Below are 22,475 nucleotides of genomic sequence, written 5' to 3'. Positions count from 1 at the left end.
GTCATGAGAAAGCCCATATAAATGGGTAATGTACAAGTTGCTGTAGAAGCATGTTTAATTCGTCTGATCACAGATACTTTATAAAGTATTTTAATACTTTTTTGAATCCGTCAATGCGTAAGTCCTAATTTATTTTCACATTTAAAAATTGGGATTTAACAGGCTATTTCAATTAAAAAACCTTGATTGTTTGCTTAATATTTAAACAATTAATATCTTGATAAACTGTTCCTTAGCTTATCACTTTGCTCTTCCCTGATATTGTGCCCATATAATTCCCAGTAAAATGATACCGCCTCCAATACTGTGATACATGGTCCAGGCTTCACCTAACCAGAGATAGGCGACTATCGCGGTAAAAACCGGCATCAGATTCATAAAAATACTGCTACGATTTGGACCGAGTTGCTGTACCGCCATCATCCAAAAAAACGGGGCTAAAATAGAAGGAAAAATTCCGGCATAAACAATACTGGCTGCATTATGGCTATTAATACTGTCCAGACCGAAGTAAAGTACCAATGGAATATGATAGAGACAGGCCATAAAAATCTGGATATACAGACTCAGCAACAGTGAAATCTGAATCTGCCATTTTTTCAGCAAGACACCATAGCAGGCATAGAAAAATACTGCGATCAGCATCAGCAAATCACCGATATAACTGTCGCCCACCGTCAAGAAATGCAACCCCTGCCCTTGGGCCATGACATACATCAGCCCAATAAAAGACAGCAGACTCCCCAGTACCGCAGCCTGTGTCGGGCGAATTTTTAAGACAAAAATACCCACAATAATGGTAAAAATAGGAATAAAGGCATTGATCAGCCCCATATTGGTCGCAGTGGTAAAGTGTGCAGAGCTATAGGCCAATCCTTGATACAGCACCATCCCCAAGGCACTCAAAACTGCAAAGTGTCCAAGATGTGGTCGAATTTCCGGCCAGGCCGCTTTGACCTTGGGCAACAGAAATGGGCTTAAAATCAGCAGTGCCAGTACCCAGCGGTAAAAACTGATACTGATGGGAGAAATATAATCCGCCACATAACGGGTAACCGTCATATTCAGAGACCAAATCAAAACTGCGGCCAGTGGTAAGGCCATAGCCCACCAGACTGCTTTTTGTTGTTGTGTCATACTGTCATCCATGAGTCGCTGGTCTTGTGATTAAGCTATTCCTATTCGCACCATAGCATAATAGATTTTTCACATAATATTGCAGCCATTTTACTGCCTTAAGTAAATCAGCTCACCTGTTTGTACTTGTACTAAATCTGAATACCCGTTAAAACAAATACCGATTCAGTCGCAATAAACAGGAAATCTAATGACTCGCTCTGTATATGACATTCCAGTCAAAACCATTGACGGAACAGAAACCACTTTAAACCAGTACCAGGGTAAGGTTTTGCTGGTGGTCAACGTCGCTTCTAAATGTGGCCTGACGCCGCAATATGAAGGTTTACAAAAACTGTATGATGACAAAAAAGCTGAAGGTCTGGAAATTCTGGGCTTTCCTGCCAACAACTTTTTGGAGCAGGAACCAGGCAGTGAAGCCGAGATTCAGGAATTCTGTTCGGTGAATTATAAAGTCGACTTTCCGTTATTCGCAAAAATCTCTGTGGCGGGCGAAGACAAGCATCCTTTATATACCACTCTTACGCAGGCTGTACCGGAACGTATCGGCGAGGGGCCTTGGTGGAAAGATCTGGTCGATTATGGCCTGACCCCTAACCAGCCACCGGAAGTACTCTGGAACTTTGAAAAGTTCCTGATCAATAAAAACGGCGAAGTGGTGGCACGTTTTGCACCAGACATTACTGCAGATGATCCACGGATTGTAGATGCGGTGAATGCAGAACTTGCAAAATAATGCTCTACTCTCTCAATAAGTATTAAGATTAAAATAAGTATCTGTTTTCATAATGGGTACTTATTTCTATTTAAAACTCTTATTTCACTAAGTTGATATTCACCTACATTTGTAAAGACTCAACCAAATCCGTGCACACTCAGCAATTGCTTAGGAGGCAGGAAAATAATAGTCGAATGAAATTCCACACAATAAAGTCTTCAAGTTAATCGCCGGCCAAACGAGCCGCCCCGCTTAAAATAAAATATTTACTTATTCATTTTTATTAGATTTTTCTCACTTCTATCTGGCTAATTATTTAAAATCCAGAAGAATTGTTATGAGTTTGCAACAATCTTTTTTATCTCCATAGTTTGTCCTTATATTAAATACTATCCAAATTCTATCACCTGTATCGAGACCCTGATTCTATGTCCAAAATTCTTGCCAATACTGTCCTTCCTTTCGCATTATTTAGCTCGGGAATTTTACTGATGGGCTGTGAACAGGCAGTTGAAGCACCCACTGAGCAAGCGGAAACTCGTAGTTCCGATCTTGACACTGCCAGCCAGCCGCAAACTGGCGCTACCGCACCAACTGAGCTTAGATCGGGCAATATGTTTTATATGGTTCGTGATGTGGCTGACTTACAGCTGAAAGCAGGCAGTTATGTGGAACAGTTGAAGCAGACTCAGACTGAGCTACAAAGTGCAGTAGAAGCCAAGGATACTCAGCAACTGCAGTCCACCGCAACCCAGTTACAACAGCAACTCAACAGCTTTAATCAGGTACTCGGCAACCTGAACTTAAAAAGTCAGGAAATTGACCAGATCCGCAGCAATATCATGAGTGCCAATCAGCAAGTCTTGGCCTCACCGCTGTTGAATGGTGACATGGATTTAAGCCAGATCGACCTGAAAAAAATTGAATCGCAGATGGTCAATGTGCAAGCTGAAATGATCAAACTGGCGGGGCTGCTGATCCAGAATCCAGAGCAAAAATCAGACAGTACGACTGAACAGGAAAATACCTAAACCTTCATCTAAGGCGATAGATCGGAAAGCATCTTCCTCAATCGCCTTATCTGCTTTACACTGTGATTTATTATAAAAACTAATTTAAATTAAAAGCTTATATCTAATAAAATAATCAGGAGTTCAATCATGTCGAATTCAGTGCTGTATTCTGTTGTTCCGGTCGAATCCCGACTTGACCTGAAAGATCCCTTTATTTTTACTGTTCACCATCAGGATCATTATCCACAAGGCAATGCCCAATTAGGGCCAGTTACACCGCCGTATCAGCATGAATATGACATGTATTATGGCGAGCAAATTCCCGGCTTTCCGGAGCATCCGCATACCGGTTTTGAAACCATTACCATTGTCGAGCGCGGTTATGTCGACCATTTTGACTCGCTCGGAAACTCGGGACGTTATGCCGCAGGTGATGTGCAATGGCTGACCACCGGCAATGGGGTACAGCACTGCGAAATGTTTCCCTTAGTTCATCAAGATCAGGATAATCCTCTGGAGCTGTTTCAAATCTGGCTGAATTCCTCACCGGAACAGAAAAAACAGCCGGCCGATTATAAAATGTTGTGGCGTGAACAGATTCCGCATGTATTTTCAGCTAATGCAGCCGGACCTAAAGCGGATATTCGGGTCATTTCAGGGCAGTTTAAAGACACCAAAGCACTGGATCGTCCACCCCATTCTTGGGCAGCACCTGCTGAAAACAGGGTCAATATTTATATGATCACACTTGCGCCTGAGGCTGAACTCATTATTCCAGCAAGTACTGCGAGCGCGACGCGTTTTTGTTATTTCTACCAAGGCAAAAGCCTGGAGCTGGAAGGACAGAAAATACAGGTCAGGCATCTGGTAGAACTCAAACCAGATCAGGATATTCATCTCAAAGGTGGTTTACTGGAATCACATATTTTATGGCTAGAAGGTGAACCGATTGGTGCGCCTGTGGCAATGCGTGGGCCCTTTGTGTTAAATACTCAGCAGGAACTGGATGCTGCTTTTCGCCGTTATCGTGACACCCAGTTTGGTACTTGGCCTTGGCCAAACACTGAACCATCATTTCCACGAGAACAACCGCGTTTTGCCAGTTATGACGGTGGTCAACGCGAAGAATATCCAGAACAAAGAAGCCACTGAATAGTGGCTTCTTTGTTCAATCAATCTCTTATTTCTTCGGGCTTTTGACCACGACCAGTTTCTTTTGCACAAATTCTTTGAAACCATCAATCGAAAGTTCATGGCCATAACCGGAGTTCTTCATCCCGCCAAATGGTAATTCCGGCGTGGTATCGGTAAACCAGTTGATCCAGATCATGCCGGTTTCCACCCGTGACGCCAGTTGTTTAGCGCGCTCAATATCTTGCGCATGGATCACGCCGCCCAGACCATAATTAGAATCATTGGCAATTTCGACAATTTCATCATCATCTTTTGCGACATAAATTTGCGCCACCGGACCAAAGAATTCTTCATACCAAGCTTCATTTTCACGCGTGATATTTTCCAGAATGGTCGGTGCATAGAAATTGCCTTGATGTTCTACGGCTTTAGCACCCGTCACCACAGTCGCACCTTGCGCTACGGCTTTTTCGACTTGTTTGGTGAGCTTTTCCAAGGCATCTTTGGAAGACAGCGGCCCTAGCGTGGTTTCCGGATCAAGCGGATCACCGAGTTTCAATTGCTCAAAGGCTTTGAGCATGCCAGCTTTAAACTGTTCGGCAATTTTTTCATGCAGGATAAATCGTTTCGCCGCCGTACAGACTTGGCCGGCATTATTGACTCGCGCCTGACAGCCTAATTTAATTGCGCGTTCCAGATCGGCATCATCGAGTACGATAAATACATCATTACCGCCCAGTTCCAGCGTTGATTTTTTAAGATGTTTGCCCGCCTGTTCAGCGACTGCACTGCCCGCACCTTCTGAACCTGTGAGTGCCACACCACGCACACGCTTGTCTGCAATTACTTCAGCGACCTGATCACTGCTGATAAACAGATTGGTCCAGACACCTTTGGGTGCGCCTGCATCCAAGACCAGTTGCTCAAAGGCTTCAGCACATTGCGGCACAATGCCGGCATGTTTTGCCAGAACCGGATTACCAATGGCACAGTTCGGTGCAAATACCCGCATCAGTTGATAAAATGGGAAATTCCACGGTTCTACCGCCATGATAATACCCAATGGATGATGCTCAACCCAGGCCTCACCCAGTTCCGTTTCATAGGACACGGGCGCTAAAAATTCTTTGGCATGATCAGCATAGTATTCGGCGATTTTGGCACAGGTTTCGATTTCACCTTCACCCTGCTTGATCAGTTTCCCCATATCCAGCGTCATGAGCTTAGCCAGTTCAGACTTTTGCTCTCGCATACTGCTGGCTAATTTTCGCAGTACTTCAATACGGGTATCGACCTGTTGTGACCAGTCTGACTTTAGGATTTGTTCTGCAGTATCGAGGGCATTTTGAATATCTTGATCGTTATGGGATGGGTAGTCTTTCAATTTTTGATTGGTAAATGGATTAATAGATTGATAAGCCATGATTTTCCCTTTTTCAATTATAAGTTTTGCCTGTTCAAAACCCAATTGCATCAAGTTATAACAAGCGTGTATCTATTCGAATTATTTAACTTATCACTGATTTTTTTATCGCGTGTGTCTGCTTACAGATTGGTTCAAAACATTACTGAGAGCAGGTAAAAGTTATATCGAGTGGTACAAAATGAAATTTATTTAAGAATCGGAAATGTAAAACTAACACTCTCAAGATCAATACTTGCAAAAATTCTAAGCTAAAACAAATAATCTAAATCAGCTGTTTTAAGGTGATGTTAAAAAATATAAATTTCAAATTTTCAGGTGTGTAGTACATTATCTATATATTTGAAAAAAGAAAATTTATCATGAGTCAAATAAAATCTAATATCATTCAAACAGCAGAAAACTATTTTGATAATACAGTTTTAGAAACGACTGATACTATTTTTCAAGAAATTTTAAAAGCTTTTCCAATAGCATCATCAGGTTTAGCTATTTATCAAGTTTTTAGGAACTATAACGAAAAGCAAAAACTGAAAAATATCCTGGAATTTATAAAAGAGGGTGAAAAGTTAGCATCAGGAACATTACTGAAAATCTTCAAGGATCAAAATAACTTAGAAATAGGTGGTGAATTACTCAATGCTTTAGATAAAGCCTATTTAATACATCAATCTAAAATGCTCGCTCGTTTAGCTCTTTTATATGATGCAAAAGAAATAAATCGTGAAACTTTTTTTAAGATATGCTCATATTATTCCTCAATTTACATCGTTTTTATTAGAAGGGTTATAAAAAGCCTACTTATCATTTGAAATGAACAAATCCAAGAAGGATTACCACCTTAAGAATAATGAATGTAACTTTTCAGCATCTGAATTAGAAAAGTTTGGTTTTTTGTACGTAGTAGCTACATTTGGTTCTGGCAATAATTATGGCAGAGAAAAAGACTTAATCTTTTTTTATGAACACATATATAAAAACAAACATGATAAGAACCTATGAACCAAAAAAAACCACCCTTTCGGGTGGCTTTTTCAATCTCAAACCGTCTCTTATTGAGCGCGGTTTTTGATTTTGCGGATCGTTTCCAACTGTGCAGCAGTTTCTGCAAGAGCAGCCAATGCAGCAGCAGAATCCAAATCGCTCTTTTGATTGGCAAGCAATTGTTCAGCGTGTTTACGCGCTTCAATAATTGCCGCTTCATCCAAGTTGTCGGCACGGATTGCAGTATCTGCAAGAACCGTAACAACATGCGGTTGAACTTCTAGAACACCACCAGATACATAGATCAACTCTTCTGTACCGTTTTCCAAAATAACGCGGATCGCGCCAGGTTGGAGCAAAGTTACCAGCGGAGCATGGCCAGGCATAATACCCAACTCACCGCCAGCACCTTTTGCAATTAGCATCGTTACAGTGCCTGAGTACAAAGACTCCTGAACACTTACAACATCACATTGCATAGTCGCCATGAGAATCTCCTAAATTAGAGTCGCTAATTAAAGTTTCTCGGCTTTAGCAATCACTTCGTCAATACCACCAACCATGTAGAACGCTTGTTCTGGGATGTGATCGTATTCACCAGCTAGAAGACCTTTAAAGCCACGAATCGTTTCTTTAAGAGATACTAATTTACCAGGAGCACCAGTAAATACTTCAGCTACGTGGAACGGTTGAGAGAAGAAACGCTGGATTTTACGCGCACGGTAAACAACCAGTTTATCTTCTTCAGCAAGCTCGTCCATACCAAGAATCGCGATGATGTCTTTAAGCTCTTTATAACGTTGCAATACGTTCTGTACAGAACGTGCAATTTCATAATGCTCTTGACCAACAACTAACGGATCTAATTGGCGTGAAGTTGAGTCTAGTGGATCGATCGCTGGGTAAATACCAGAAGATGCGATATCACGGCTCAATACAACAGTTGCGTCCAAGTGAGCAAACGTTGTAGCAGGCGATGGATCTGTCAAGTCATCGGCAGGTACGTATACCGCCTGGATTGACGTAATAGAACCAGACTTAGTCGATGTAATACGTTCTTGAAGAACACCCATCTCTTCTGCAAGTGTAGGCTGGTAACCTACAGCAGATGGCATACGACCTAGAAGTGCTGATACTTCAGTACCCGCTAGTGTATAACGATAGATGTTATCTACGAACAATAGTACGTCACGGCCTTTACCGTTTTCGTCTTTCTCGTCACGGAAATATTCAGCCATAGTAAGACCAGTCAACGCTACGCGTAAACGGTTACCTGGTGGCTCGTTCATCTGACCGTAGACCATTGCTACTTTGTCTAGAACGTTAGAATCTTTCATTTCGTGATAGAAGTCATTACCTTCACGAGTACGCTCACCAACACCAGCAAACACAGATAAACCTGAGTGAGCTTTCGCGATGTTGTTGATCAATTCCATCATGTTTACAGTTTTACCAACACCGGCACCACCGAACAGACCAACTTTACCACCTTTAGCGAACGGGCATAGCAAGTCGATGACTTTAATACCAGTTTCTAAAAGGTCAGTAGAAGCTGCTTGTTCTGCATAAGAAGGTGCAGAGCGGTGAATTGGTAAACGCGCTTCAGTCGCAACAGGACCAGCTTCGTCGATCGGGCGACCAAGAACGTCCATGATACGGCCTAGAGTCGCTGTACCTACAGGTACAGAAATCGGCGCACCAGTGTTAACTACGTTCAAACCACGCTTAAGGCCTTCAGTAGAACCCATTGCAATAGTACGAACTACGCCATCACCAAGCTGTTGCTGAACTTCTAAAGTAGTTTCAGTACCATCTACTTGGAGAGCGTCATAGATCTTAGGAACGCTGTTGCGTTCAAACTCGACGTCGATAACCGCGCCGATGATCTGAATGATACGACCGCTATTCATTGCTGTCTCCTCAATTCAAAATAATGTTAAACGGCAGCGGCACCACCAACGATCTCAGAAATTTCCTGAGTAATCGCGGCTTGACGCAGCTTGTTATAAATAAGTTGCAGGCTCTTAATGATCTCGCCTGCGTTGTCTGTCGCTGCTTTCATAGCGACCATACGTGCAGACTGCTCACATGCGATGTTTTCAATCACACCTTGATACACCACAGACTCGATATAGCGAACCAACAAGCCATTTAAAAGCTCTTCAGCTTCAGGCTCGTAGATATAATCCCAACCGTATTGACGGTTAAGAGTCTTGTCTTCTTCAGCAGCAGCCAAAGGAACAAGTTGTTCGATCTTTTGATTTTGAGTCATGGCATTGACAAAGCCGTTTGACACTAGATAAATACGATCTAACTCGCCTTTATCATAAGCATCCAACATCACCTGTACAGAACCAGATAACTGCTCAAGACTCGGAGTATCACCGACTTGCGTCGTCGCCCCAAGCACTTTACCGCCGTAGTTTTTAAAAAACGAAACCGCTTTTTGACCAATTAAAGCAAATTGAACTTCAATTGACTGCTCTTGTTGCTGTTGAACGTGTTTTACCACTTTCTTGAACAGGTTAATGTTCAAACCACCAGCAAGGCCACGATCTGAAGACACAATGATATAGCCAACGCGCTTAACCGGGCGTTCAACCATATAACGATGTTTGTATTCAGGGTTCGCTTGGACCAAATGAGCAATTACACGGTGCATATTTTCGGCATACGGACGGCCTTGAGCCATGCGCTCTTGCGCACGACGCATCTTAGAAGCTGCTACCATTTGCATCGCTCGAGTAATCTTCTGCGTGCTCTTGATACTAGCTACTTTGGCGCGAATTTCTTTTAAATTTGCCATACGCTTAACCTAGTATTCGAAAGCCCTTGCGAGCTTCCGAAGGTTGATTCCGTGAACCAAACCAATACTAATCTAGCAAGTTGCTAAATTAGTAAGTTTGAGTCGCTTTAAAGCTTTCAATACCTGCTTTGATTGCAGCTTCGATGTCTTTGTTGTAATCACCAGAGGCATCGATTTGTTGCATTAACACAGCATGTTCTGAACGGAAGTAAGAAATCAACGCAGCATCAAAGTCTACGATTTTCTTCACTTCAACGTCAGTCATATAACCTTCGTTAGATGCATAAATTGAAACAGCTTGGTCAGCAATTGAATATGGAGCATATTGTTTTTGCTTCATTAATTCAGTTACACGTTGACCATGTTCAAGTTGCTTACGAGTTGCTTCGTCAAGATCAGAAGCGAACTGAGCAAATGCTGCCAATTCACGGTATTGCGCCAAAGCAGTACGGATACCACCAGACAATTTCTTGATGATCTTGGTTTGCGCTGAACCACCAACACGAGATACAGAGATACCCGCGTTCACAGCAGGACGAATACCTGCGTTGAATAATGATGTTTCAAGGAAGATCTGACCATCAGTAATCGAAATTACGTTGGTTGGTACGAATGCAGATACGTCACCCGCTTGAGTTTCAATAATCGGCAATGCAGTTAATGAACCAGTTTGGCCTTTAACTTCACCGTTAGTGAATTTCTCAACGTAGTCAGCAGATACACGAGAAGCACGTTCAAGTAGACGCGAGTGTAGATAGAACACGTCACCTGGATAAGCTTCACGACCTGGTGGACGGCGTAAAAGCAATGAAATTTGACGATACGCAACAGCTTGCTTAGACAAGTCATCATAAATGATTAACGCATCTTCACCACGGTCACGGTAGTATTCACCCATTGTACAGCCAGAGTACGGAGCCAAATACAGCATTGCTGCTGGATCAGATGCACCTGCTGCGACAACAGTGGTGTACGCCATAGCACCAGTTTCTTCCAGCTTGCGTACTACGTTAGCGATAGTCGATTGTTTTTGACCAATTGCTACGTATACACATTTAATGCCAGAGTTTTTCTGAGCGATGATCGCGTCGATCGCCATTGCTGTTTTACCAGTTTGACGGTCACCAATGATCAACTCACGCTGACCACGGCCTACAGGGATCATTGTATCTACTGATTTATAACCAGTTTGTACAGGTTGATCCACTGACTGACGCCAAATTACGCCTGGTGCTACTTTTTCAACAGCATCAGTTAATTTAGCATCGATCGGGCCTTTACCATCAATCGGGTTACCCAAAGCATCGACTACACGGCCTAAAAGTTCTGGACCAACCGGAACTTCTAATACACGACCTGTGCAACGCGCTTTTTGACCTTCTTGAAGGCTTAAGTAGTTACCTAAAACAACGACGCCCACTGAATCCTGTTCTAGGTTCAGTGCCATACCATAAAGGCCGCCGTCGAATTCGATCATTTCACCGTACATTGCATCAGCAAGGCCGTGAATACGCACAATACCGTCGGAAACCATAACAATGGTCCCTTCGTTCTTAGCGGTTGCGCTGGTGTCCAGATCGCCGATACGCTGTTTAATGAGCGCACTGATCTCGGATGGATTCAGTTGTTGCATTGCGCTATACCTCAATCTTTTTAAAGTTCAGTCTTCTTATTTCTTAAGCAAGAAGACGAGTACGCATTTTCTCAAGCTTGTTAAGCGCAGAATCATCTATCACTTGGTCGCCTGCACGAATAACTACACCAGCAATAAGCTCTGGTTTCACTTCTACAGAAACACTTACTGCAGCTTCGAATTTCTTCTCTAATGCATGCGTCAGTAATTGTTCCTGAACAGAAGTTAATGGGAATGCTGATTCAATCACAACATCCACAGTATTATTATTCTGTGATTTGAGCTGTTCATATTCTGCAGCAATTTCAGGAAGAAGCGTCAAACGGTTGTTTTCAGCAAGCAATGTCAGGAAGTTAGACACTGCTGCAGTTTGGTCTTCACCTAAAACTTTGGCAAAAAGAGACACCTGCTCAGCAGGTGTAAGCTCCGGGCGATTTAGATAAGCTGAAAATGCTTCGTCTTGCACCGCAGCACTGAGCAATTCAAGTGCAGTTGACCAAGAGTCAGTTGCACCCTGCTCAGAAGCGTAAGCAAATGCTGCTTTTGCATAAGGGCGTGCTAACGTCAAGAGTTCAGCCATAATCTGCCTCTCTTAAAGTTTAGCAGCCAGCTGAGTCAGCATGGCATTGTGAGCTTCTGCATCAACTTGCTGGCTAAGAATTTTCTCAGCACCAGTCACTGCAAGAGCAGCCACTTGTTGACGCAATTCTTCGCGAGCAGAATTGATTTCGGTATCAACAGCTTCTTTCGCTTGTTGACGAATACGCTCACCTTCAGCAGATGCTTGAGTACGCGCTTCTTCTACCAACTGTGCTGCACGACGGTTCGCTTGTTCGATCAATTGAGCCGCTTGTGCTTTTGCCGTGTCCAGTTCAGCTTTCACTTGTGCTTGCGCATCTGCAAGGTCAGCTTTCGCTTTTTCAGCAGCATTTAAGCCATCAGCGATACGACGCTGACGTTCACTAATCGCATTGATTAGTGGTGGCCATACAAACTTCATGCAGAACGCGACAAAAATCGCAAACGCAATCGCTTGGCCAAACAATGTGAGGTTGATATTCATTGCAAATTCCTCAAATAGTGAATTTCGGAATTAAGCTGATTAACCTACAAATGGATTAGCGAAGATGAAGAACAAGCCAATACCAACACCGATCATAGGCACAGCATCAAGAAGACCTGCGATTAAGAACATACGAGTTTGAAGTTGCGGAGCCAATTCTGGTTGACGAGCAACAGCTTCAAGGAAACGGCCGCCTAGAAGACCAAAACCAATCGCAGTACCTAAAGCACCGAAAGCGATCAAGATAGCAGATGCAATTGCAACTAGACCTAAAGTGAGTTCCATGATAATTCCTCAGAGGTTAGGTTTTATACCAAATTAAGTTAAAAAATTGTGTGCCCAACCATCCGTTGACAGTTAGGCAATACCATTAATGCTTTTCGCTTGCCATACTCATGTACACGATAGTCAACATCATGAAAATGAATGCTTGTAGCGTAATAATCAAAATGTGGAAAATCGCCCAAGGCACAGACAACGCCCACTGGATCCAGAACGGTAATAACGCGATAAGAATGAAGATTAACTCACCCGCATACATGTTACCGAACAGTCGTAGAGCCAATGAAACTGGTCGCGCCAAGAAAGTGGTCAATTCCAACAATAAGTTGAATGGAATCAAAAGCACTTTAGCAACTGGGTTACTTGGGTTAAATGGGTTAAGTGCTAACTCACCAACGAAGCCGCCAACACCTTTCTCACGAATACTATAAAAAATGATCAAGAAGAATACAGAAATAGACATACCGAGGGTAACGTTTGGATCTGTAGTCGGAACAATTTTAAAGTAAACCTGATGAGGGTCTACACCCAGCATAGAAGCAATCGCGTGTTGAGCTACATAAGGAATAAAGTCAACAGGGATCAAATCCATCAAGTTCATGAGGAAAATCCACACGAAAATGGTTAAAGCTAAGGGTGCAATTAATCGAGACTTCCCGTGGAAGGTATCACGTACACTTGAATCTACAAACTCGATAATCATTTCAATTGCAGACTGGAACTTGGTAGGAACACCAGCATTAGCCGCTTTCGCAACCAACCAGAATAACAAACAGAAAATCAGACCCAGTCCGATAGACCAACCCATTGAATCCAAGTGAATAGCAGTGAACCCCATCTGTTGAGCTTCAGCACCGCTCTCGGCCAATTTCCATGTACCATCTGGCATTTTGCCATAGGTCATGTTGGTCAAGTGATGCTTGATATACTCGGTCGAAGTAAGGGCATGTTCTTCAGCAGCCATAAATCACACCTGGTCAATGTCAAAAAACTAATAGAACAAACGAATATCGCGTGCTGCTTGATATCTCGCCTGCTCCTGAAAAACTTTTCAATTTCTTGTTGTGTCTATACTCATTTTTGTAGACGTGACGCCCAAAACGGAGCGACCCACGACATGGCTTGAACAAGTATAAAACCACAAAACAACGCCACCGCTGACAACGGTTCGACATTGCTTAAAATTAAAATGAAACCAACAATCACAATTGCAAACTTTCCCATTAAGCCTTTATACATGTTCGAAAGAACTTGTTTAGACGCGCGGGCTCCTGCTGCTCGAAACGATTGCCACGAAAAATAACAAGTCGCAAGCCAACAAACGAGCGCACCTAATGCTGCACTCAGGGCTGCGGTTGAGTCTTTCACGACCCAGCCGATCAAGGCTGAAACAGGGATCATACAGGCTTGCAGGAGGACCAAAGCTTTCGCTAATCGTCGGTCAATCAAGCGACTAGTTCGGCTCATTATTTATTCACTCACAGCAATCATGCTTGACAAGTTTAACAGGTGATTATTTTTAATCGCAGGCATTATAGAGTTACACCCCTGAACATGCAATCTTTTCCCGACCTTAGTCGTGTTTTTTTAAATCGGGGCAATGCTGTTAAACTAATCAAAATCTGTCTATTTTTTAAATCATTAGCGCGCATTTAATACGCACTTCTGGGTTTCTGCTGCTAATTGCTGCCAGGCTTGCACAAAGTCCCCTGCCCCGCTCATGCTTTCATCGACATGCTGAAACACCACCGGTTTGAGTTTTCGGTACTGATTTTCACTGGCATGACCTTCGGCCAGAAGGCACATTTTAGGCTGTGGGCGATGATCCTGTAAGAACTTGATTTGTGCCACAGTTGGCGAGACATGTGGATCATCGGTCAGTGCGCCCATGAACTTCAGATTCAAGGGACGTTCCAGATATTGATAGGCATCATGATACGACCAGTAAGCTTTGGCTTTAGTGCTGGAACTATAACGCTGGGCCGTCGCAAACATGCTTTGCGCAAAGTCGCGTGCATTTTTCCAGTACAGTTCACGGTTCTCCGGCAATTGTTGCGAACGCAGCGCCGCAATAAAGAAGCCAATCCTTACGGCATTGTTTGGATCGAGCCAGACATGCGTATCTACCGTATTTTTTAAGGCCTCACCACGCGGGTTACGCATCGGCAATGTGGTCAAAATACCGGATTCCAAAATAGCGATACCTTTATGACTATCATTCAGCACTTTGGCCAGCGGTGCTTCATGCGCCTGACCCAACCAGATCACCAGACCGGCATCCTGAATGATTTTACGATGTGCCGGGGTCAGACTGACATCATGTCCGCTCTGATTGGCCAGTAATAAAGTCGGCTGTTCCACGCCCTGGGTAATTTTCTTGGCAATCAGATAGATCGGCTGAGTCGAGACCACCAGACTTTGTGACCAACTGAGTGTGCTGAACAAAGCCAAAAGACCCATTGCAAGGAGACGGAACATGAGTAGAAATCACTTAAAAACGAGAAAATTAGTAAGTGTTATAATATAACAAAAATACAAAAATACCTATGCCCAATCGAAACTCTGAACGCTTCATGTTAAGATTTGAAATCTATTAATTTTCAGTTTCGCACTTGAGGTGAACTATGGGTTCTTGTTCGCACGAACACCACAACGCATTGCACGGCGTACACGACCATCCCAATGTCGCACAACGTCTTGCTGAAGCGGAAAGTCTTTGTGCAGCAACAGGCGCACGCCTTACCCCTTTGCGTAAAGAAGTGCTGGAACTCATTTTAAATGCGACTGGCCCGATGGGGGCTTATGATTTACTGGCACAAATGAAAAATGCCAGTGACCGTCCTGCGGCGCCACCTACGGTATACCGAACCTTGGATTTTTTATTGGGTAAAGGGCTGATTCACCGCCTGACCTCGATCAATGCCTATATTCCTTGTTGCCATCCACGTGAAGGGCATCAGGCGGCTTTTTTAATCTGTACCGAATGTAAAGCGGTGACAGAAGCATCAGCGCAAGGTCTGCTTGACCAACTTGATGCACTTGCAAGCTCGGATGACTTTAGCGCACATCACAGCATTATTGAAATTTCAGGAATCTGTCAGCAGTGTCGCAACAAAGCCTAAGTGCCTCCCCCCTGATTCAGCTCTCCCAGATCTGGGTCAAGATTGATGAGCGTGATATTTTAAAAGCCATTGATTTTTCATTGCAAGAAAAAGAGATTGTCACGCTGATTGGCCCGAATGGTGCAGGCAAGTCGACTTTAATTAAAGTTATGCTCGGCATTTTAAAACCGCAATCCGGTGAGATCAAAACTGCACGTAAACTGAAATTCTCTTATGTGCCGCAAAAATTCAATCCATCGCATAGCTTGCCGCTGCGGGTCAAAGATTTACTGGCGCTGGAAAAATGTCCATCCAAAATCAAAACTGAAATTATTCGCGATACTGGCATTAGTAAACTGCAAGATTCCAAAGTTCAGCAACTCTCAGGCGGTGAGCGTCAGCGGGTGCTCTTGGCACGGGCCTTATTACGCCAACCCGATATTCTGGTACTGGATGAACCGATGCAAGGTCTGGACATTCAATCCGAAGCTGAACTGTATGAATATGTGCGTAACTTGCCGGAAAAATATGGCTGTGCCGTATTAATGGTGTCACATGACCTGCAATGGGTGATGCAAGGTACGACTCGGGTGGTGTGTCTAAATAAGCATATTTGTTGTAGCGGTCTGCCGGAAAGCGTACAGCAGCATCCAGAATATCAGGCAATCTTTGGCACCAACCGGGTGTTTTATCAGCATCATCATGATCATTGTGCGCATGGCGATTCTGCTACGCCGTGTCAGCATGATACGCGCCCTCATATTCACCCCGAGCCGGAAGCTTAGACCATGATGGATTGGTTACAACTCCTTTTACCTGCATGGATTATGGGCACGCTACTGGTGTTTCTGACGGCACCGCTAGGCTGCTTGATGCTGTGGCGTCGTATGTCGTTTTTTGCTGATACTATGGCACATGGTACTTTACTAGGTGTTGCGATTGCAGGCGCCTTAAGTCTACCGCTGTGGATGGGCGTGACCTTCTTGGCATTATTGCTGGTTGCCATTCTGTGGGTGCTACATGATCCCCGCCTCCCCAATGATGCCCTGCTTGCACTGTGTTCAGCGACCTTACTTTGCTCGGGTTTATTGTTTATTCAACATTTACCAAGTTTAAGACCTGAACTGCTCAGCTATTTATTCGGTGATCTACTGACCATTTCCTGGACGGACTTGCCCACGTTTGCCATTGTGATCATTCTGGCCTTAGGTGTTTTATATAAAAGCTGGCAAGCCCAGATTCAGATCGCGATTGATCCGGATATGGCGGTCAGTGAAGGGGTAAATGCCAAATGGCAACGCCTGATCTTTATGTTGCTATTGGCACTATTTACCGTACTGGCTTTACGTGCAGTCGGTTCCCTATTGATGGGTGCATTGTTGGTTATTCCTGCTCTGACTGCTCGCCTTTTGGCAAACTCTCCACGCCAAATGGTGATCTGGGCATTCGTGATTGCACAGATTGGTGTGACAGTAGGCCTCTGGTCGAGCGCAGGCCTTAATACTTCAACTGGGCTGACCATTGTGCTGACCATGGCAGTGTTATTTGCAATGATGTTTATCTTTCAAAAATTTAAAAAGCTGAGCTAGGACATGGGGACTAAACGCTACTTTGTGAGTGCCTGTTTGCTCGGTCAAAAAGTTCGTTACGATGGCAAGGATTGCCTTGTCAAAGAAGTGCTCGAATCTTTAGTTCCAAATCAATATATCAGTCTGTGTCCTGAAATCTCAGGTGGACTACCGATTCCACGTCCACCTGCCGAAATTCAAAATGGTTCAGGCTTAGATGTACTTGCGCAAAAATCTTTAGTTATAGATATTCTAGGCAATGATGTTTCTCAAGCTTTTATACAAGGTGCATATCTCGCTTTAAAAGTTGCGCAAGACTTTCACGCCACACATGCAATTCTTAAAGCCCACAGTCCCTCTTGTGGTAGTGATTTGATTTATAACGGATCATTTTCAGGACATAAAATTCAGGGTGATGGTGTTACCGCTGCACTCTTTAAACAGCATAGCATTGTTGTGATGACTGAACATGAATTCTTGGCGCAATTATCACAGACTATTCTTTAATTTATAAAAGCGAAATTCAGGATTAAACAGCCCAATCAAAAATAAAATCGTGAATGCAATCCAAAAGAACCACGCCATCATAATTACCTGATCTTTCGTCCATTCTTCAGATTGAGATGTGTTAAACACAAACCATGTTTTCCAGCCTCTAATATATGCTGCCCCGCCCCACGAAATAATCCACTTGGTTAAAATGCAGTGTAAGACATAGATCAAAATCCATAATGGCGTTGACATGCTGCTTCGCCTATTGTTGTTTTCATACGATCAAACCAGATGAAATATGCTTAAAAATCAATTAATAGACTTAAAAATGTATTCCATACTGTTATTGATGTACCAAGCTTAATAAGCTCGCAGCACAAGCAAACAGCACTGCAAAACTACGGTTCATAATTTTCTGTTGTTTTGGTGACTTGAGCAATCGTAAAACTTTTGCAGCAAGCCCCGTGTAGCCCGCCATCACAATCAGATCAATCGTGATCATGGTCAGCGCCATAATCACATACTGAATCCATTGTGGTTTGGATAAATCCAGAAATTGTGGCAATACAGCCAGTAAAAACACAATGGCTTTGGGATTACTCATATTCACCAAAAAACCATATAAAATCAGTTTTCCCGCAGATTTACGTGCCAATTCATGTTTAATTTCGATGGATTGTAGTGGCGCTTTCCACTGTAAAATAGCCAAATATAATAAATAGCCCACACCAAACCATTTCACCACCAAAAATGCCCATGGCGTGGTCGCAAACAGCACCCCCACTCCGGCTGCCACCACTGCAATCTGCACCAGTAATGCCAGTTGCAGACCCAATGCATTCCAGTAGCCATGTCGAAAACCATAATTCAGCCCACTCGACATCGAGGCAATTGCCCCTGCACCGGGTGAAACACTAATCACCCAACAGGCCAGCATATAGGCAAACCACATTTGGTAGGACATGAACATTCAACTCTGGAAAACTTGCACAATATTATAGGACTTATCCAATAGATTCAGGCTAAAAAATTGCTTAAATATAAGGCGCTGCACTGTTCACTCTGCAGAGCTTCAGGCACAATATGTGCATTGAAAAACAGGATTTATCATTACAGGAGCCATGAATGACAGCCCAATCGGTAATCTTGCCCCTCCCCTCAGATCATGCTCGCTTTATTGTATTGCGTCTTAAAGACTTAAATATTGAAGCACTCAAAGAAAAATTAGAACATCTTTTTACTTCTCGTGATCGTCTGATTACGCAACATCCTCAAGCACAAATTAAAACAGCTGTCGCTTTTGGTCCTGAGCTTTGGTCAAGACTTTATTCACAAAGCCCTGCGGGTTTCAAACAGCTTGAACCGATTCAGGGTTCATTTGCAATGCCGGTTGTTCCGGCAGATATTCTGATTCATATTGCCAGTGCACGGGCGGATATCTGTTTTGCTTTAAGTCAGGCTTTTTTTGAAGGGATTCAGGATCAGGTTGAAGTTCTGGATGAACGTGTCTGCTTCCGCTATTTTGATGGCCGTGATGTGACAGGCTTTATTGATGGCACTGAAAATCCGCAATTCCCAGATGATCGTGCTGAGGTGGCATTACTCGGTGAAGATACGGGCATTTTCCAAGATGGTTCATTTATTTTTGCCCAGCGTTATGCGCATGATCTGGAAAAGTGGAAAAAGCTGAAAGTCGATACTCAAGAGCAAGTGATGGGTCGTACCAAACTGGAATCGATTGAACTGGAGGATGAGGTTAAACCGGCAAATGCTCACGTTGCACGTACTGTAGTGGAAGATGAAGAAGGCGAAGAAATGGAGATTCTCCGTCATTCCTTGCCTTATGGTGATGGCCGTGGTGACCAAGGTCTATTCTTCATTGCCTATACCAAAGATTTAACTATTATTGATGCAATGTTAGAGCGTATGTTTGGTACGTCTGGCGATGGGATCCATGATCGCTTGCTACACTTCGTCACTCCACTAGATGGAGCATATTACTTTGCACCGAGTGAAGAGTTGTTGGAAGAAGTTTTGGAAGGGTAATTTAAGAAGCCGACGGAAGTCGGCTTTAACCTTAAAAAAAGCTATCACTACTTGAAAATAAATTCTTTTCTATTACTTCCTTCAAAATATTTTATTTTTAAATCACTATCTATTTCTATATTTCTCTCAATATAAAAATACTTTTCTGCAATTAAACGATCACTTTCAACTTGCATGATCCTTAAAAAATTACCTTCTTCATCAGCAAAAGGAGAGACAATTAAAAAATATTTTTTATCACTTCTTAAAAAAACACTTTCCCCATCTTGACGATTGATAAAACTATAAATTTTTATTATTTCATTTGGTGGAAATAACTTCATATCCTTACATTCCACTTTATTAAAGTTATTTATACATTTAACATGAAGATCTGAATAATAAGGTAGATTTGAAAATTTATTTATATTTATCCCTTGAATATTCTTAACTTTAAACACTTTACCATTTTCAAATTTATAACATTCATTTTCAACATTAATATTATTATCTTTTAAAAAATAAGTTGTTCCCGATAAACAAAATTTATTATTATTTTTACTGTATTCAATTTTAGCAGGCTCATTACTAATCTCTTTCAACCTTGAATCTACAAAATTTCCCACTACTTGAGGAACTGGAGTTACAGTTTTTTCACTTGGATCTAATATCACCATTATCTTAACAATTCTTTCTTCACCCTTACCTACATTTCGCTTATGATTTAAAGTTAAGAATATTTTATCTTTTGAAAAATTAGCAATACCTTTAATATTTTTATTATAAATTAATATTTTTTCTTTTGAGCAAAAATCAATATTTTCATTTTCAAATTTACATATTGAGATATTATCTCGACTAATTAATTTTTCATTATCATTTTCTTTAGAATAGCTGCAGTTTGAGAGTAATAAAATTAAAAAAAATAACCCTATTAATTGTAATAATTTCATTTTAATACTCATTTTTGTGAATGGTAGCTTTTGATTTTTTCAAATATATTTTTAACTTTTTCTGTAGAATTTTTATTTGCTTTATTAGTACCGGATTCATGATATCCAATATTTCCCTCAGAGAGAATACCATATTTATTTTTATATCCTTTCGGCAGGGCTATTGATGCCCACTCTTTGGAGGCATCTATCATAGCCTGATCTACTGTACTGCTTCCTATAGTAATTAAGTTATAGATAGAAGAACGTCCCCTCAAAAGATGTTCTTTAAAAACTTTTTCTTGCATCGCTGCATCATACAATTCATTTCCAGTTAAAGTTAGTCTGGCTTTAGCTGCATTTAAAGTTGAAGGAATTGTTTGATATTTTCCTGTTGCAAATCTTCTTCTTTTATCTTCCCATGTATAATTTTTTGCAGCATTTAAAAGTTGATTAATAGTTTTACCTGTAATCGTTCCGGGTAAATCATTCATTTTACCAAATTTGACCCTTTTTCCTTCTGGAGCTCCAGCATTCCAAGCTTCATAACTACCTTCACCACTAGCGATTGCATTGCCTAGCTCAACCACTAAGTCATCAATTGTCTGATCCGATACCTTTAGAATTATGGAAGCATCTATTTTCAATCCAGAACAATTTAACAGGGACATTGAATTTGATGATTGCACAATAGCAGCTAGAACCTGACCATTTAACTCCAAAATACTTTTTTTAAAATATTGGTCATCAATATAATTATTTGAGAATCTTGTTATATCAAAATGAATCCAAGTATCTGCCCCTTTAGCTCCACTTTTAAATTTTGTAGGTTCCAAATATATTCTATTAGTGATCCTTTCTTCACTAGCCTTCATCTTAACAATCATAATATTTTTTCTAATAAATTCCATGTCACTCACATCTCGGGTTCTTACTCCATTTTTTTTAATATGTAAATCCAGCGCTAATCCCATATGATTTACGGTGGTTCGTCCTTTTCTTTGGTTATCAAATATACATCGATACCCTGACTCAATATACGCTACTTCAAGCTGTCTAGACTTAAATTCATTTTTGAGATAAAAATTTAAACTTTTTAAAATCCAGATCAGTGAACGATGCAAACCTGGATATTCATTCGCTGTACTAACCCCGGAACTAAACCCTCTTCTATTGTTTCCATATCCTTTACACTGACCACATGGACACGTTGCTTTCTTCATAAAATCTGCAATTGGATAATCATAATAGAACTTATCTAATGCAGCTAGTAATGTTCCACATATTTTCCCAGTTTCAGAAACTCCCATATAGTCCCGCTGAAACTGCTTAATACATTCAACTGTTAAGGGAGTAAATTCATCAGTAGGCAACGCACCTCCGAAGCCCGCCAACCTAATATTAACTTCTCTAATGAGTTCACTTTTACCTTGAGATATACATTGAGGATTGGTTTTACATAAATTAGAAGTCTCCATTTTCGGTGTTCCACCATCCTGACTGCGTTTCTCTTTCATATCAATTTTCACCACATCTGAAAGTGCTTTCTTCCCTTCCTCATACCATTCATTAAGTTGTTCTAATGCTTTCTTTTGGTACTCTTCAAATGATTGAAGTTTATTATTTTGAGAATCGATTTTTTGAGGGTTTAGCTTTCTATCACTGCTTGTATTATTCCCTGTTTCCGGTACGTTAACTGGTAACTTAATTACTTGCCCAATGCTGATTATATTAGGGTCTTTTATTCCATTCAGTCTTTCCAACACCCGGATTGTCGTATGATACTGCTGCGCAATAGAAAATAAGTTTTCACCCTTTTTAACTATATGCGTTTTGCGCTTATAATCTCCGTTGCTTCCTTCATTCTCTATAGTCTTTAAATCTAAAAGAATTTTTGGACTAATCACTTTAACCAACATACGGTCTTTAGACATTTTAAATGTCTGAACTTTTTTCATACTGCCGCCAAAAAAGTTTTTGACGTATACATCTAAGACTGTTCCTTTATCTCTTTGTATTTCATACAGACATCCTTTGGAGTTAGTAGCCCCCCGTACCACATGCTGGCCTGTTTTACTGTTTTTAACCTCATATTGAACTTTAGGGATGGGATTACCTAGCAAATCTAAAATTTGTACTGTAACTAAAGACTTATTCGTCATTT

At 41.7% G+C, this 22,475-nt stretch carries 25 protein-coding genes; 9 read left to right on the top strand and 16 right to left on the bottom strand.

Going from position 1 to position 22,475, the window contains the following annotated elements:
- Nucleotides 1–240: 240 nt before the first annotated feature.
- Nucleotides 241–1,137 (bottom strand): DMT family transporter, encoded by an 897-nt coding sequence (locus tag FTU40_RS08225; protein ID WP_100329722.1) that lies wholly within the window; start codon nucleotides 1,135–1,137, stop codon nucleotides 241–243.
- Between the two features lie 190 nt (nucleotides 1,138–1,327).
- Here FTU40_RS08225 and FTU40_RS08220 point away from each other — a divergent pair, with 190 nt between their 5' ends.
- The 3 genes from FTU40_RS08220 (at nucleotide 1,328) to FTU40_RS08210 (ending at nucleotide 4,020) form a co-directional block, all read left to right on the top strand.
- Nucleotides 1,328–1,873: a glutathione peroxidase gene (locus FTU40_RS08220; protein ID WP_064096960.1), complete on the top strand. Its 546-nt coding sequence runs from the start codon at nucleotides 1,328–1,330 to the stop codon at nucleotides 1,871–1,873.
- Nucleotides 1,874–2,283: 410 nt separating this feature from the next.
- Nucleotides 2,284–2,886, top strand: a complete 603-nt coding sequence (locus FTU40_RS08215) for a hypothetical protein (RefSeq protein WP_180040467.1) — start codon at nucleotides 2,284–2,286, stop codon at nucleotides 2,884–2,886.
- 129 nt (nucleotides 2,887–3,015) lie between these two features.
- Nucleotides 3,016–4,020 (top strand): pirin family protein, encoded by a 1,005-nt coding sequence (locus tag FTU40_RS08210; protein ID WP_180040465.1) that lies wholly within the window; start codon nucleotides 3,016–3,018, stop codon nucleotides 4,018–4,020.
- A 28-nt stretch (nucleotides 4,021–4,048) separates the two neighbouring features.
- On the opposite strand, the gene FTU40_RS08205 is transcribed toward FTU40_RS08210, so the two are convergent.
- Nucleotides 4,049–5,425 carry an NAD-dependent succinate-semialdehyde dehydrogenase gene (locus FTU40_RS08205; RefSeq protein ID WP_180040463.1) on the bottom strand — a complete coding sequence of 459 codons (1,377 nt, stop codon included), beginning with the start codon at nucleotides 5,423–5,425 and terminating at the stop codon, nucleotides 4,049–4,051.
- Between the two features lie 362 nt (nucleotides 5,426–5,787).
- Here FTU40_RS08205 and FTU40_RS08200 point away from each other — a divergent pair, with 362 nt between their 5' ends.
- Nucleotides 5,788–6,237 (top strand): hypothetical protein, encoded by a 450-nt coding sequence (locus tag FTU40_RS08200; RefSeq protein ID WP_252766850.1) that lies wholly within the window; start codon nucleotides 5,788–5,790, stop codon nucleotides 6,235–6,237.
- Nucleotides 6,238–6,477: 240 nt separating this feature from the next.
- Here the strand turns inward: FTU40_RS08200 and FTU40_RS08195 are convergent, their stop codons facing one another.
- The 10 genes from FTU40_RS08195 to FTU40_RS08150 all read right to left on the bottom strand — a co-directional run bounded on the left by FTU40_RS08195 (nucleotide 6,478) and on the right by FTU40_RS08150 (nucleotide 14,671).
- On the bottom strand, nucleotides 6,478–6,897 hold the full coding sequence (locus FTU40_RS08195; RefSeq protein ID WP_005094544.1) for a F0F1 ATP synthase subunit epsilon: 420 nt from the start codon (nucleotides 6,895–6,897) through the stop codon (nucleotides 6,478–6,480).
- A 27-nt stretch (nucleotides 6,898–6,924) separates the two neighbouring features.
- Nucleotides 6,925–8,319, bottom strand: a complete 1,395-nt coding sequence (gene atpD, locus FTU40_RS08190; protein WP_004280997.1) for a F0F1 ATP synthase subunit beta — start codon at nucleotides 8,317–8,319, stop codon at nucleotides 6,925–6,927.
- A 26-nt stretch (nucleotides 8,320–8,345) separates the two neighbouring features.
- Nucleotides 8,346–9,215 (bottom strand): F0F1 ATP synthase subunit gamma, encoded by an 870-nt coding sequence (gene atpG, locus FTU40_RS08185; RefSeq protein WP_004280996.1) that lies wholly within the window; start codon nucleotides 9,213–9,215, stop codon nucleotides 8,346–8,348.
- Between the two features lie 88 nt (nucleotides 9,216–9,303).
- A complete protein-coding gene (gene atpA / locus FTU40_RS08180) occupies nucleotides 9,304–10,848 on the bottom strand; it encodes a F0F1 ATP synthase subunit alpha (protein ID WP_180040461.1) in 1,545 nt (514 codons plus the stop codon).
- A 43-nt stretch (nucleotides 10,849–10,891) separates the two neighbouring features.
- Nucleotides 10,892–11,428 (bottom strand): F0F1 ATP synthase subunit delta, encoded by a 537-nt coding sequence (locus FTU40_RS08175; RefSeq protein ID WP_005173826.1) that lies wholly within the window; start codon nucleotides 11,426–11,428, stop codon nucleotides 10,892–10,894.
- A gap of 12 nt (nucleotides 11,429–11,440) precedes the next feature.
- Complete coding sequence (locus FTU40_RS08170; RefSeq protein ID WP_005173825.1) at nucleotides 11,441–11,911, bottom strand: F0F1 ATP synthase subunit B; 471 nt, start codon at nucleotides 11,909–11,911, stop codon at nucleotides 11,441–11,443.
- A gap of 39 nt (nucleotides 11,912–11,950) precedes the next feature.
- On the bottom strand, nucleotides 11,951–12,196 hold the full coding sequence (gene atpE, locus FTU40_RS08165) for a F0F1 ATP synthase subunit C (RefSeq protein WP_000424060.1): 246 nt from the start codon (nucleotides 12,194–12,196) through the stop codon (nucleotides 11,951–11,953).
- A gap of 85 nt (nucleotides 12,197–12,281) precedes the next feature.
- A complete protein-coding gene (atpB, locus tag FTU40_RS08160; protein WP_005094552.1) occupies nucleotides 12,282–13,157 on the bottom strand; it encodes a F0F1 ATP synthase subunit A in 876 nt (291 codons plus the stop codon).
- Between the two features lie 110 nt (nucleotides 13,158–13,267).
- Nucleotides 13,268–13,660 carry an ATP synthase subunit I gene (locus tag FTU40_RS08155; protein ID WP_005173819.1) on the bottom strand — a complete coding sequence of 131 codons (393 nt, stop codon included), beginning with the start codon at nucleotides 13,658–13,660 and terminating at the stop codon, nucleotides 13,268–13,270.
- Between the two features lie 174 nt (nucleotides 13,661–13,834).
- Nucleotides 13,835–14,671 carry a metal ABC transporter solute-binding protein, Zn/Mn family gene (locus FTU40_RS08150; RefSeq protein ID WP_100329707.1) on the bottom strand — a complete coding sequence of 279 codons (837 nt, stop codon included), beginning with the start codon at nucleotides 14,669–14,671 and terminating at the stop codon, nucleotides 13,835–13,837.
- Nucleotides 14,672–14,817: 146 nt separating this feature from the next.
- Here FTU40_RS08150 and FTU40_RS08145 point away from each other — a divergent pair, with 146 nt between their 5' ends.
- From FTU40_RS08145 to FTU40_RS08130, 4 genes are read left to right on the top strand one after another with little or no spacing between them, the layout of a single operon-like run.
- Nucleotides 14,818–15,315 carry a transcriptional repressor gene (locus FTU40_RS08145; RefSeq protein ID WP_005173814.1) on the top strand — a complete coding sequence of 166 codons (498 nt, stop codon included), beginning with the start codon at nucleotides 14,818–14,820 and terminating at the stop codon, nucleotides 15,313–15,315.
- A complete protein-coding gene (znuC, locus tag FTU40_RS08140; protein ID WP_005173813.1) occupies nucleotides 15,297–16,079 on the top strand; it encodes a zinc ABC transporter ATP-binding protein ZnuC in 783 nt (260 codons plus the stop codon). Before FTU40_RS08145 ends, znuC begins: the two co-directional genes overlap by 19 nt.
- Nucleotides 16,080–16,082: 3 nt before the next feature.
- Nucleotides 16,083–16,883: a zinc ABC transporter permease subunit ZnuB gene (znuB, locus tag FTU40_RS08135; RefSeq protein ID WP_100329705.1), complete on the top strand. Its 801-nt coding sequence runs from the start codon at nucleotides 16,083–16,085 to the stop codon at nucleotides 16,881–16,883.
- 3 nt (nucleotides 16,884–16,886) lie between these two features.
- Entirely contained in the window at nucleotides 16,887–17,369 is a 483-nt protein-coding gene (locus tag FTU40_RS08130) for a DUF523 domain-containing protein (RefSeq protein ID WP_180001339.1), read from the top strand.
- On the opposite strand, the gene FTU40_RS08125 is transcribed toward FTU40_RS08130, so the two are convergent.
- Nucleotides 17,352–17,606: a hypothetical protein gene (locus FTU40_RS08125; protein ID WP_180000267.1), complete on the bottom strand. Its 255-nt coding sequence runs from the start codon at nucleotides 17,604–17,606 to the stop codon at nucleotides 17,352–17,354. The genes FTU40_RS08130 and FTU40_RS08125 overlap by 18 nt on opposite strands.
- A gap of 91 nt (nucleotides 17,607–17,697) precedes the next feature.
- Entirely contained in the window at nucleotides 17,698–18,318 is a 621-nt protein-coding gene (locus tag FTU40_RS08120; protein WP_180000265.1) for a LysE family transporter, read from the bottom strand.
- A 161-nt stretch (nucleotides 18,319–18,479) separates the two neighbouring features.
- Here FTU40_RS08120 and FTU40_RS08115 point away from each other — a divergent pair, with 161 nt between their 5' ends.
- The gene (locus tag FTU40_RS08115; RefSeq protein ID WP_100329703.1) at nucleotides 18,480–19,400 is read left to right on the top strand and encodes a Dyp-type peroxidase; all 921 of its coding nucleotides are present in this window, start codon (nucleotides 18,480–18,482) and stop codon (nucleotides 19,398–19,400) included.
- 47 nt (nucleotides 19,401–19,447) lie between these two features.
- Here FTU40_RS08115 and FTU40_RS08110 read toward each other — a convergent pair whose 3' ends face one another.
- Together FTU40_RS08110 and FTU40_RS08105 are read right to left on the bottom strand one after the other, a co-directional pair.
- A complete protein-coding gene (locus FTU40_RS08110) occupies nucleotides 19,448–20,332 on the bottom strand; it encodes a hypothetical protein (protein WP_180040459.1) in 885 nt (294 codons plus the stop codon).
- A gap of 8 nt (nucleotides 20,333–20,340) precedes the next feature.
- Nucleotides 20,341–22,473: a LysM peptidoglycan-binding domain-containing protein gene (locus FTU40_RS08105; RefSeq protein ID WP_180040457.1), complete on the bottom strand. Its 2,133-nt coding sequence runs from the start codon at nucleotides 22,471–22,473 to the stop codon at nucleotides 20,341–20,343.
- Between the last annotated feature and the right edge of the window lie 2 nt (nucleotides 22,474–22,475).

Source organism: Acinetobacter sp. YH12100, from assembly GCF_013419135.1.
Lineage (GTDB): Bacteria > Pseudomonadota > Gammaproteobacteria > Pseudomonadales > Moraxellaceae > Acinetobacter > Acinetobacter pseudolwoffii.
Note: the sequence above shows the minus strand (reverse complement) of the source record. Positions and strands in the feature narration are given on the sequence as shown.